The 12169-nt window shown below is 70.1% G+C and carries 11 protein-coding genes; 8 read left to right on the forward strand and 3 right to left on the reverse strand.

The window, feature by feature from the left end; all coding sequences use genetic code 11:
- Positions 1-97 precede the first annotated feature (97 nt).
- The 3 genes from HV824_RS31750 to HV824_RS31760 all read left to right on the forward strand — a co-directional run bounded on the left by HV824_RS31750 (position 98) and on the right by HV824_RS31760 (position 3533).
- Entirely contained in the window at positions 98-1723 is a 1626-nt protein-coding gene (locus tag HV824_RS31750) for a peptide chain release factor 3 (protein ID WP_176421318.1), read from the forward strand.
- 95 nt (positions 1724-1818) lie between these two features.
- Positions 1819-2193 (forward strand): hypothetical protein, encoded by a 375-nt coding sequence (locus HV824_RS31755; protein ID WP_368738129.1) that lies wholly within the window; start codon positions 1819-1821, stop codon positions 2191-2193.
- Positions 2190-3533, forward strand: a complete 1344-nt coding sequence (locus HV824_RS31760; RefSeq protein ID WP_176421316.1) for a cell wall metabolism sensor histidine kinase WalK — start codon at positions 2190-2192, stop codon at positions 3531-3533. Before HV824_RS31755 ends, HV824_RS31760 begins: the two co-directional genes overlap by 4 nt.
- 10 nt (positions 3534-3543) lie before the next feature.
- Here the strand turns inward: HV824_RS31760 and HV824_RS31765 are convergent, their stop codons facing one another.
- The gene (locus HV824_RS31765) at positions 3544-4086 is read right to left on the reverse strand and encodes a hypothetical protein (protein ID WP_176421315.1); all 543 of its coding nucleotides are present in this window, start codon (positions 4084-4086) and stop codon (positions 3544-3546) included.
- A gap of 70 nt (positions 4087-4156) precedes the next feature.
- On the opposite strand from HV824_RS31765, the gene HV824_RS31770 reads away from it, so the two are divergent.
- From HV824_RS31770 to HV824_RS31785, 4 genes are all read left to right on the forward strand, one after another.
- A complete protein-coding gene (locus HV824_RS31770) occupies positions 4157-5650 on the forward strand; it encodes a carboxypeptidase M32 (protein ID WP_255208500.1) in 1494 nt (497 codons plus the stop codon).
- 629 nt (positions 5651-6279) lie between these two features.
- Positions 6280-7542: a hypothetical protein gene (locus tag HV824_RS31775; protein WP_255208501.1), complete on the forward strand. Its 1263-nt coding sequence runs from the start codon at positions 6280-6282 to the stop codon at positions 7540-7542.
- A gap of 73 nt (positions 7543-7615) precedes the next feature.
- Complete coding sequence (locus tag HV824_RS31780; protein WP_255208502.1) at positions 7616-7756, forward strand: hypothetical protein; 141 nt, start codon at positions 7616-7618, stop codon at positions 7754-7756.
- A 59-nt stretch (positions 7757-7815) separates the two neighbouring features.
- On the forward strand, positions 7816-8427 hold the full coding sequence (locus HV824_RS31785) for a hypothetical protein (RefSeq protein ID WP_176421314.1): 612 nt from the start codon (positions 7816-7818) through the stop codon (positions 8425-8427).
- A gap of 1 nt (position 8428) precedes the next feature.
- Here the strand turns inward: HV824_RS31785 and HV824_RS31790 are convergent, their stop codons facing one another.
- Positions 8429-8782 (reverse strand): hypothetical protein, encoded by a 354-nt coding sequence (locus HV824_RS31790; protein WP_255208503.1) that lies wholly within the window; start codon positions 8780-8782, stop codon positions 8429-8431.
- A 99-nt stretch (positions 8783-8881) separates the two neighbouring features.
- Here HV824_RS31790 and HV824_RS31795 point away from each other — a divergent pair, with 99 nt between their 5' ends.
- On the forward strand, positions 8882-9523 hold the full coding sequence (locus HV824_RS31795) for an O-methyltransferase (RefSeq protein WP_176421312.1): 642 nt from the start codon (positions 8882-8884) through the stop codon (positions 9521-9523).
- Between the two features lie 2 nt (positions 9524-9525).
- Here HV824_RS31795 and HV824_RS31800 read toward each other — a convergent pair.
- The coding region (locus tag HV824_RS31800; protein WP_176424915.1) for a M1 family metallopeptidase at positions 9526-12169 on the reverse strand (2644 nt) is incomplete at its 5' end.

Raw genomic sequence — 12169 nt, forward strand, 5'->3', positions numbered from 1 at the left:
GTGGGGGGCGGGCAGCCTCGCATGGGGCCCCGGCCGGGCGGCAAGCGCCGCTTGCAAGCTGCAAGGAAGCACCGCCCGTGATAGTTGGCCCCGGGTCATGACGAACGAGCTCCAAAGGGAGGTCGCCCGGCGGCGCACCTTCGCGATCATCTCCCACCCCGACGCGGGCAAGACGACCCTCACCGAGAAGCTGCTGCTCTACGGCGGCGCCATCCACCTGGCCGGAAGCGTGAAGGCCAAGCGGGCCCGGCGGCATGCCACGTCCGACTGGATGGAGCTGGAGAAGGAGCGCGGCATCTCCGTCACCTCCTCCGTCCTCCAGTTCTCCTACCGCGACCACGCGGTGAACCTGCTGGACACGCCGGGTCACCAGGACTTCTCCGAGGACACCTACCGCACCCTGGCCGCGGCGGACGCGGCGGTGATGCTCATCGACGCCGCCAAGGGCGTGGAGCCGCAGACCAAGAAGCTCTTCAAGGTCTGCCGCCTGCGGAACATCCCCATCTTCACCTTCGTCAACAAGCTGGACCGCTACGGCCGCGAGCCGCTGGACTTGATGAACGAGCTGGAGCAGGTGCTCGGCATCCGCTCCTACCCGATGAACTGGCCCATCGGCATGGGCCCGGACTTCCGCGGCGTCTATGACCGGCAGGCCCGCGTCATCCACGTCTTCTCCGCCGAGGGCTCCCACGGCGAGTCCGAGGTGGGCGAGCGCTCGGTCTCCATCGACTCGGATGAAATCAAGACCATCCTCACCGAGGCGGAGCTGGCCAAGCTGCACGAGGAGATCGAGCTGCTGGACATCGGCGGCGACGAGTTCACCCGCGAGAAGAGCGATACGGGGCAGCTGACGCCCATGTTCTTCGGCAGCGCGATGACCAACTTCGGCGTGCGCCCGTTCCTGGACGCCTTCCTGGACCTGGCCCCCGCGCCCACGTCGCGCTCGACGACGCAGGGGCCGCGCGAGCCCACCCACCCGAAGTTCGCCGGCTTCGTCTTCAAGATTCAGGCGAACATGGACCCCGCGCACCGCGACCGCATCGCGTTCATGCGCGTGGTGAGCGGCCGGTACGTGAAGGGCATGAGCGCCTTCCACTCGCGCCTGGGCAAGGAGGTCCGGCTGGCCAAGCCAAGCCAGTTCATGGCCGCCGAGCGCACCTCCATCGAGGACGCGTGGCCCGGGGATGTCATCGGCCTGTTCGACCCGGGGCAGTACCGCATCGGCGACACGCTGGCGGAGGGCACCGGCGTGGAGTTCGAGGGCGTGCCGCGCTTCAGCCCGGAGTTCTTCGCGGTCGTCCGCAGCAAGGACCCGCTCCGCCGCAAGCAGATGGAGAAGGGCCTGGAGCAGCTCTCCGAGGAGGGCACGGTCCAGATCTTCCAGCAGCTGCAGATGGGCATGAAGGACCCCATCGTCGGCGTGGTGGGCGCGCTCCAGTTCGAGGTCCTCCAGTACCGCCTGGAGCACGAGTACGGCGCGAAGATCGCCCTCGACCGGCTGCCCTTCAGTCATGCGCGCTGGGTGGTGGGCGCCAACTTCGACCCGAAGGCGTTCGACTGGGAAGGCAACCGTCAGACGGTGCAGGACCGGGACGGCTTGCCCCTGGTGCTCTTCCGGGATGACTGGGCGCTCCAGCACGCCGAGGACAAGCACCCGGAGCTGAAGTTCGTCTCCGAGGCCCCGCAGCTCCGGCAGGCCACGGTCCTGACGCCGGGCGCCTGAGCCGGGCCCCGTCCCAAGCCCCTCCGCCGGCCCACTGCATGTCTGAGCGGCACCCCCTCCTTCCTGAATCCGTGCGTGCCTGGCGCCAGCGCCAGGTGCCGCGCCCATCGCCGCCCGCGCTGCTGGACTTGTTCGAGCGAGGCTTCCAGGCGCTGTGGCGCCGTGGCCGTCTGGCCCTGGGTGAGGTCACCCTGGTGGTCATCCTGGAGCGGGTGCTCCACCGGGTGGTCCAGGCCCATCCGCACCTGTCGGCGCTCGCCGTCACGCCGGAGGGCCTTCGCTTCGAGGGGCTGCGTCCGGTCGTGGCGGAACTCGACCCGGAGCGGCTGGAGGAGTCGCTGGTGGTCCTGGTCGAGGAGTGGCTGCGCGTCCTCGGGGCGCTGACGGGCGAGGTCCTCTCCGCCGCGCTCCGTGAGGCGCTGCTGGCCGTGGAGCGCCCGTCGGCGGAAGGGACGGGGCGCCCTCGATGAAGGCGCCGAGGAGCCCAGCGGGGGATGACTCCGCCCACCCGGAGGTCCCAGCCTCCCGCCGGCGGCCCCGTCGCGCCTGGCGAAAGCGGGGGCAGGCCCGCCGCCACCTGGCGCAGCTCCACGAGGTGGGGCAGCTGCTCTGCGCTTCCGATGGCGTCGCGGCCAGCTTTCCCGCGCTGGTGGACCGCCTTTCCCGATGGCTGCCGGTCCGCGCCGCGCTCCTGCTGGAGGGGGTGGACGCGTCCGGGGTGCCCGTTCCGGAGCGGCCCTGCTTGATGGCGTGGCATCCGTCCGCGGGCGAGGAGTCCCCTCCGTCCCAGGCCGTGGCGCATGCCGCCGCCGCGTACGCTTACCTCGTGGGCCTGGAGCGCGTCGCGCCGCAAGGGTGTGCCGCGAGCGGAGGTGGGTTCGAAGCGGGGCCGGCCCAGGTTCCGGGAACAGTCACCCTGCCACTGGTGGCGAAGGACGGCGTCCTGGGCGTGCTCCACGTGGAGTCGGTGGAGTCGGTGGAGCTGGGGGAGGACGGGCTGTCGCTGCTGGACGCGGTGGCGAACCTGCTGGCCGTGGCCTTGTCCAGGGAGCATGCCCTGCGCCGGGAGGTGCGCCTGCGTGAGCGCGCGGAGGCGCTGTTCCTTCAAGCCCAGGAGGCTGTGCGCTGGCGGGACGAGCTGCTCACCGTCGTCTCCCATGACATCAAGACGCCGCTGCTCGCGGTGCGGATGAACGCGGAGATGATTCTGAATGCGGGCACGGCGCCGGAGAAGGAGCACCGCCGGCGCCGCTACCTGGAGAACATCGTCCTCGCCGAGCAGCAGATGAGCAGCCTCATCGGCAACCTGCTGGACCGGGCGCGCCTGCGCGGGATGCCCATCCCGCTGTTGCTCCAGCCCGTGCCGGTGGACGCCTTGCTGGCGCAGTCGCTGGAGGTGCTCCGGCCGCTCGCGCTGGAGAAGGGGCAACGCCTGACGGTGGCGCTGGCGCCGGGGTTGTCGCCGGTGCTCGCCGACCGCGAGCGCATCCTCCAGGTGCTGGCAAACCTGGTGAGCAACGCCATCAAGTTCACCCCCCCCGGCGGCGACATCGAAGTGCGGGCCAGCCTGGTGGAGGGGGAGCGGGTGTGCGTCTCCGTGAAGGACTCCGGACCCGGCATCCCCGCCGAGCACGCGCCGCACCTCTTCGAGCGCTTCTGGCGGGCCAGCCATTCACCGGGACGCGGCACGGGGCTGGGGCTGAGCATCGCCTGGAGCCTGGTGGCCGCGCACGGCGGGACGCTCAACGTGGAGAGCCGCGAAGGGCAGGGGAGCACCTTCTCCTTCACTCTGCCCATGGTTCCGCGCTGAGGCGCCGCGGCTACTTGTAGGGCGCCACCGTGCCGCCGCGGAAGGCGGAGTCGCGCAGCACGAGCCCTTCCTTGCAGAGCCGCGCCGCCTTGGGGCCCACGTAGAAGCCCTTGGGCTCGCTCCTGCGGCACGTCTTCTTGATGTACTCCTCGACCTCGTGGAACAGCCGCCGGAACTTGTCGGGCGCCGCGTTCTTCCGGCCCGTCTGCGCGGTGATGTCCAGCTCCGCCCACATCTTCCCGCTGAGCAGCTCGCCCTCTTCGTTGGGGCGGCAGCGCTCCATGAAGATGACGGGCGAGCGCACCTCGTCGATGCGCCAGTAGCCCTTGTCCGGGCCCCGCTTCACCTTGTCGACGATGGCCGGACCCAGCTCCGAGGCCACCATGTAGAGGTCCTCCTGGGGGATCCGCTCCAGGTTCTCCATGTTCGCGCGGAAGGTCTCCCAATCCTGTGGGACGCGCCGGGGATACACCTCCAGGACGAAGCGCTCCAGAAAGCGGAAGAAGGCGACTTCGTCCTCGGGGGACATGAAGAACTGAATGACGTTGGCCATCGCGCAGCCCTCATACTCCCGACAGCGTCTTTCGCGATAGTGCGCCGCGAAGCGGGCTATGAATCCGGGCATGGATACCTGGCTGCTGACCCGGATGCAGGAGCTTCGCGACCTTCAGGGCCTCATCGGCCTGGCCACCTGGGACATGGAGACGTACCTGCCCGCCAAGGCCGGCCCCGCGCGCTCCCATCAGCTCTCCACCCTGCAGGGGCTGCACCATGAGCGCCTCGTGGACCCCCGGCTGGGGGAGGCCCTGGCCCAGGCCGCCTCGCGGGCGGACCTGTCCGACGACGCCCGGGCCATGGTGACGGTGCTGACGCGGGAGCGGGAGCGGGAGGTGCGCGTCCCCGCGCCCCTGGTGCGGGCGCTCGCGGGAGCCATTAGCGATGCCATCCCCGCCTGGCGGGAAGCCCGGCAGGCGAGGCGCTTCAGCGTCTTCCAGCCCGCGCTCCAGCGCCTGTTGTCGCTGCGCCGGGAGCAGGCGGACGCGTATGGCCATGACGGAGAGCGCTATGACGCGCTGCTGGAAGGCCATGAGCCGGGGATGCGCGTGGCGCGCCTGACGCCGGTGCTGTCCGCGCTGCGCGAGCACCTCATCCCCATGGTGGGCAAGCTCACCGAGGTGCGCCGGCCGGTGGCGCCCTTCCTGCTGGGCCGTCACTATGACAAGGACGCGCAGTGGGCCTTCACCCTGCGGCTGTTGAAGGACATCGGGTTCGACTTGGACGCGGGCCGGCAGGACCTGAGCATCCACCCCTTCACCGGAGGCACGCACCCGTTGGACGTGCGGCTCACCACCCATGTGGATGCGGCCACGCCGTTCCCATCCATCTTCAGCACCATCCATGAAGCCGGCCATGGTTTGTATGAGCAGGGCTTCGCGCCCGAGCTCTACCGCACGCCCCTGGCCGCCGCGCCCTCCATGGGGCTGCACGAGTCGCAGTCGCGTCTGTGGGAGAACATGGTGGGCCGAAGCCTGCCTTTCTGGCGGCACTACTTCCCCGCGCTGCGCGCCGCCTTCCCGGAGGCCCTGTCCGGCACCGACGTGGAGACCTTCCACGGCGCGGTGAACGCGGTGGGGCCGTCGCTCATCCGCATCGAGTCAGACGAGGTGACGTACAACCTCCACATCGCGCTGCGCTACGAGCTGGAGCTGCTGCTGGTGCGCGACGAGCTGCCGGTGGAGGACCTGCCCGCCGCGTGGAACGCGCGCATGGAGAAGTACCTGGGCCTCACCCCGCCGGACGACACGCAGGGCGTGCTCCAGGACATCCACTGGGCCTGGGGCGAGCTGGGCTATTTCCCCACGTATTCGCTGGGCAACCTGTATGCGGCGTCGCTCTACCGCGCCGCGAGGCGCGACCTGCCGGAGCTGGAGGAACACCTGGGCCGGGGTGAGCTGCTTCCGCTGCGTGACTGGCTGCGCACGCACGTGCACCAGCACGGCTTCCGCCTCTCTGCGGAGGAGCGCGTGAGGCAGGTGACGGGGCAGGGTCTCACGGACACGGACTTCCTGGCGTACCTGAAGGAGAAGTACGGCGCGCTCTACGGTGTCTCGCTTTGAGCGCTTGAGAGCGCGTGTGTCCGTCGGGGGGATGGCATTGATGCCACCTCGTGCCTCGGCCGTCCGTTCTGTGATGGCGGAGGCGCAAGGCAAAAGAGGGCGGAAAATCGGGAAGAGTGTGACGTGGTCGGACATGAAGTACCACCCGCACGCTACTTCGCTCCGCCACCTGTTGCGCCGACGCAGGCGGATATCGCGAAGGAGTGGGAGTTGAGGTTCGCAGTGCGAATCATTGTCGGCGGCTTCGCGGGGGCTGGCGTGCGGGGGGGCGTGTCTCCAAAACGCATGTATAGACATGCATGAAGGCGTGGCTGAGGTCGCTATGACTCATCGCTGATGCGTGGAACGCCTTGTGCCGTCCGCCGCATCGGCAGTCGCCGCGAATTCAGTGGGTCTGTCAGGCTTTGCGAAGCCAGCCGTCATTGCGTGGCCGTGGGCACGGGCGTTCCGAGTCCACGCTTGCAACGCATTGCACGGGAACCGCACTTGTCGTATTGGACCCGCGCGGAGGGGGAACATTCATGAGAATCCTGAGTCGAGTTGGGCTGATGTGGGTGGCCGGCGCGCTGGTGGCTGCGTGCAACAGCGAAGGGCCGTCCGAGAACGCAGGTGAAACCGAATCCGTCCGAATGGAAATCTCCCTGGCGGGGGATGCCTGCGGCGTCACGACCGCGGAGGCCACCGTTTCCGCGCAGGACCTTCCGGTCATCGGGCCCGTTCCACTCCTGGTCGACGGCACGGCCATCCGGGGGCAGGTGTCCGAGGTGCCCGCGGGAACCGGTCGAGCAGTGCGTGTGATTGCCTACAACGCGTCCATGCTGGAGGTGTACGCGGGCAGCGCTGTGGTCGACGTCGTGGCCGGCGAGGTGGTTTCGGCGAGCCTCGTGCTGCAGCGCAACCCGGTCAACTGCCCGGGCGCTACCACGGGTGGCATCGACATCTCGGGTCGCCTGGAGACGGGGGAGCCCACGCCGGATGGTGGCAGTGATGGCGGCGTGGACCCGGATGCGGGCGTCGTGCTGGGCGGGGCCGCGTTCGCCTTCTCCTACCAGGACGCGACGCTGACGAGCGATGGCGTCATCCACTTCCTGGACGGCAACGCGGATCGCATCCGTCGACTCGACCTGTCGACCCGGAGCTTCCTGTCCGCCTACATCGGGACGGGCGATGCGACCTCGATGGCGGTCGCTCCGGACGGTCAGGCCGCATACCTGTCCTACACGGGAGGGCGTATCGACGCCTTCACTTCGACGGAGGGTGGCACGGCCCGCTTCTTCGCCGCGGCGCCTGCGTCGGTGTCGCGCATGGTGGTCGCGGACCGCTACCTGTTTACCATCGATGGCTCCGGGGCCTGGGGTACGCATGCGCTCTTTCAGCGGGCCACGGGCGCTCGGGTCGCGGCGGTGGACTGGAGGGGCAGCGCGGTGAGCCTGCTGTTCTCGGAGGCGAACAACACCATCTACTTCGCCGACAGCGGTGTCTCGCCACAGGACCTGAACCGGGTGCAGGTGGACATGGAGGCGGGCACGCTGGGCGCTGAAATCGACTCGCCCTACCATGGAGCCTACAACCTGAGGGCGCCGCTGAGGCTGTGGCCGGATGGCTCCGCGGTCGTGACGGGGAGTGGCCTCCTCTTCAGCACGGCGGACCTGACGTACCGCACCAGCATCGGCCTGTCGTTCGTGGACATCGCCTTCCACGGTGAGCGCCTCTACCTCATCGACACCGTGGGAGACAGGACTCAGCTGCGGGTGCTCAACCGCCAGTTCGACATCCTCTCGGCTGCGTACTACCCGGGCGTGGCCCAGCGGGTCTTCGTGCACAACGGCCAACTGGTGCTGCTCACCTCGACGGGGAGCAATGGGTTCCAGGCGCGGCTGCTGGACCTGTAGTCCCGGCGTCATCTTGAACGCTGGTTCGTGATACCGGGGCGCGGGAGGAGCAGCTTTCCTCTCGCGCCCCGTCGTGCATGACGCTCCCGAGGCGGCGCGGCATGTCCTCCAGCGCGCCATCGGCATCGTCCAGGCCCAGTCGGGCCATGAGCAGCAACAGGTGGACGCCCTCAGCGAGCTGCTCTCCGGTATTCTCACGCAGAAGGCGGCTTGAGTCCGCCGCGATACCCATGACAGCGCCGGGCCGGCGTGCGTGCCTTGAAGGATGATGTGATGCCCGCCCACCTGATGATGTCCGCCGTATTGTTCGGTCTGTTACTGCCTGGCATTGCGAAGGCGGAGGCGCCCGCGGCGCCGGAGTGGGGGCTTCTGCTCGCCGGTGGAGGTGGCCTCTTCGCTGGGAACAACAGCGACCATCGGGGCGGCCTCCTGAGCGCCCACCTGCTCGTGATGACCCGACTCAATGTGGAGTTCGGGGTCGCATTGCAGTGGGGCCGGACCTTCAACACGTCCCAAGCCGCGGACCTGGACGCATGGACCCCTGGGGACGCGCTTCGGCAGCATCCGCGGGGCAGCTTCTGGGGCATCGCCGGAGAGGCGCGCTATGGCTTCCTTCGGGACCGGCGTGTCTCGCCCTGGCTGGCGCTACGTGTCGGGACCAGCACCTCCACCCAAATCGATTCGGATGCCGTGGTTCCGCGCCTGTACTCCAGCACGCATCTCGCCCTGGCCGCGGGCGCCGGTCTGGACGTGCGCATCCTCGGCCCGTTGGGCGTCACCCTGGGTGGCTACTACCAGCACTGCGACATCAACACGAAGCCCGCGGACACAATCTGTACAGGCGCGGGGCCCACGCTGGTGCTCAGCCCGCACCTGCGCTTCTGACTCAGGCGAAGAGCAGGGGCCTGCACGCGCGGGCCAGCTGCAGCGCGTCCCGCGCGAGCGTGTACGAATCCCGGTCCTCCGCGTCCAGCCACGAGGCCCGGGCCACCAGGTTGGCCAGGTCGAAGCAGAGGCTCGCGGTGCGGCGGGCCAGCCGGCTCTCCTTCTGGAGCGCGCGTGCATTCAGTTCGCACAGCTCGGCGCACTGGCGGAGCAGGCGTACCACCTCGCCGGACAGCGGCTCCCCACGCGCCACCCTGCGGGCCATGCCCTCTTCGCAGGAAACCTGACACTGGAGGCTCGCGGCGATGCACCGGGACACATCCGCGCGCGCACCACCGATTCTGGCTGCCAGCATCGAGGTCTCCTCCACCCAAAGCGACGACAAAGTTATGCACGAGGCGTCTGACGGCAACCTGAAGTGGGGGGCCCCGCGGTACGTGCTAATCGATGGGACATGCCCAAGCTCACCCTCGTTCCTCCCGAAGTCGAGGCGTACGCGGACGCTCACACCACGGCACCCGCGCCCCTCTTTGATGAACTCCGTGATGTCACGTATGCGCGGATGTCCTCCCCCCACATGCAGGTCGGGTCCGTCGAAGGCACCTTCCTGCGCATGCTGGTCGCCCTGACGGGTGCGCGGCGGGTGTTGGAAATCGGGACCTTCACCGGCTACTCGGCCTTGATGATGGCGGAAGCGCTACCGGATGACGGGGCGCTCATCACCTGCGACGTCAACCCGGAGGCCACTGACGTGGCACGCGCCTTCTTCCTGCGCAGTCCGCATGGACGGAAAATCGACCTGCGCATGGGGCCGGCGCTGGACACCCTGAAGACGCTCCAGGGGCCGTTCGACCTGGCGTTCATCGACGCGGACAAGCCGAGCTATGCCGCCTACTGGGACGCGGTGTTGCCGTTGCTGCGGCAGGGCGGGCTCATCATCGCGGACAACGTCCTGTGGTCGGGCCGGGTGCTCCAGCCGGAGGCCCCCAATGACCATGCGATTGTCGACTTCAACGCGAAGGTCACGGCGGACCCTCGCGTGGAGCACGTCCTGCTGACGGTGCGGGACGGGATGATGCTCGCGCGCAAGCGCTGACGTCAGTAGCGGCGCAGGAAGTGCTCCAGGCCGGGGCGCAGGGCCTCGCGCTGGGCGATGCACAGGTCCACGCGCTCCAGCGCCTGCGCGAGGGCGCGCTCACCCCCTTCAAAGGTGGGCGCGTAGGGCGCGAAGAAGGCTTCGAATCGCGCGCGGTGCTCGGCGTCGCAGAAGAGTCCGCCAGTGCCCAGCAGCCAGGGCGCGATGTCCCGAGGCAGCCGCTCCCGGAGCGGCTCGAAGTGCTCGCGCAGGAAGTCGAACGCGCCCGCGCGGGTGGACGGCTCCTCGAGTTGCCGGAAGAGGATGGGCAGGGCCTCGCGCGTGTCCACGTCCGGCGCCAGTAGCAGGGCCCGGCTGGCGCTGGCGAGCGCGGCCTCCTGGAAGCCCCCTAACGTGGCGAAGAGCAGGTCTCGCTCACGGCGCTCCGTGGTGGTGCGCAGCGCGTCCAGCATCCGCTGGTGCAGGACGGCGTCCCCCGAGGCCGCCGCGGCGCCCAGCACGCCCGGGGCGGCGTCCATGGAGAGGGAGCGTCGGTCCTCCAGCCAGCGCAGCGCCAGCTTCCGGGCCTCCGTGCGCAGGAGGGCGTCCTCGCCGGACTGGGCCACCAGCCCCACCAGCCGGGGCCGCAGCATGCGCACGTCGTCGCTTTCACCCGGGCGCGGCACGAAGCCCCACTGGCGCGCCTGGCCGCCAAAGAGGCCGCGGACGAAGCGCGCCCGGTTCGGCCTCGCGGACGACGGGACGAAGTCATCCCGCACGCTGGCGACCAGGGCCGCCGCGCCCATGACGAGGTCCGGGTCGTCCGCGCGCAGCAGGCGCGTGGCCAGCGTCAGGGCCTGGGCCACGTCCAGATCGCCACTGGCCACCAGGGCCTCGGCGTCATCCAGGAGGACCCGGCGCTCGGCGCCGCTGAGGCCCCTGCCTCCCTGCCGCGTCAGTCGCTCCAGCGCGTCACCGCGCAGCAGCGCGTGGTAGTAGCCGCGGCCCTCCGCGTTGGGGTGGACCCAGGCCGGGCACGCCTTCGCACCCTCCAGAGGCAGCGTGCCCGTGCGCTCCGAGAGCACCGTGCAGGCGCGGCCCTCCGTGCCCCCGGCGGCGTAGCGCACGCACACCGGCACCCGCCACACCTGCGCCTCGCCGCGTCCGCCCGGCGAGCCCAGGGGGAGATAGCGCCGCTGCTCCAGGGCCAGCCGGGGTGGCCCCTCCCTGGGGCACTCCAGCGTCATGGCGACGCGCGGCGCGCCCGGCTGGTCCAGGAAGGAGGAGAAGGCGGGCGCCACGTCCTCGCCGGTGGCCTGGGTGAGGGCTTCGAAGAAGTCCGAGGTGGTGGCGGTGCCCCTCGCGTGGGCGTCCAGGTAGCGCCGCACGCCTTGCTGGAAGGCGTCGGGGCCCACCCAGGACTCGAACATGGCCAGCACCGCGGCGCCCTTGTTGTAGGTGATGCCGTCGAAGGCGGAGTGGACGTCGCCCGGCACTTCGATGGGCTGCCGGACGCTGCGCGCGCTGACGAGCCGGTCCTCCACCAGGGCATCGCCTCGCGCCTCCACGCGGCGCACGTCACCACGCCACTCGGGCCTCCACTGCGTGACGACTTTGTAGGCGAGCCAGTCCGCGAAGGACTCGTTGAGCCACAAGTCCTCCCACCACGCGGGCGTGACGAGGTTGCCGAACCACTGGTGGGCCAGCTCGTGCGCCTGCGTCAGCGCGAAGTAGCGCTGGCGCCACAGGGAGTCCCCCTCCACGGGGCCCAGCATGAGCGGGGCGCTGAAGGTGATGAGGCCGGGGTGCTCCATGGCGCCCCCCTGCGTGCCGGGCAGGGCCAGCACGTCCAGCTTCGCGTAGGGGTAGGGCGTGCCGAACCACGTCTCCAACTGCTCCAGCAGCGGGGGCGTGGCCCGCGCGGCCCAGGCCGTCTCCGCGGCGCGGCCCCGCGGCACCAGCATCCGCACCGGCACGCGGCGCTGGCCCGCGACGCCCGCGTCCACGGCCTGGAAGGGCCCCACCGCGAAGGCGACCAGGTAGGAGGGCAGCGGGGGCGTCGTCTGGAAGCGCACCGTCTTCCATCCATCCGGCCCGTGCGTCTCCGCCTCCACCGGTGAGTTGGAGAAGGCGCCGTCCTCCTCGCGCACGCGCAGGGTGAGCCGCCAGGGAATCTTGAACGCGGGCTCGTCGAAGCAGGGGAAGGCGCGCCGCGCGGCCAGCGGCTGGAACTGCGTCATCGTGTACCAGCGCCCTGCGTCCAACTCGCGGTAGACGCCCGAGCTCTCCCGGGCACGCGCCCGGCCCGTATATGCCACGCGCAGGGTGACGGTGCCGGGGCCCACCGCCTCACGCGGGAGGAAGACGAGCGTGTCGCCGATGGGCAGCGTGGAGGTCCTCACCCGCGCGCCGGCCACGATGAAGGCCGCGTCCTTCACGGAGAGCTCCTCTCCGTGCAGCCACACCTCGTGCGTGGCCTGGGGCAGCTCGATTTCGATGTCCGTCGTCCCGCTGAACAGCTCCCGCCGCGGGTCCAGCTCCAGCGTCACCGTCTGCCGCACGGGCCGCACGGCCGGGGACAGCCGCAGGCCCGGCGGGGTGAGGACGGGGGCCGCCTCCTCGGGTATCGCGGCCCGCGTGACAGGGCGAACAGGGGCGGACGGCGTG

This window comes from Myxococcus sp. AM009, assembly GCF_013372605.1.
Taxonomy (GTDB): Bacteria; Myxococcota; Myxococcia; order Myxococcales; family Myxococcaceae; genus Myxococcus; species Myxococcus vastator.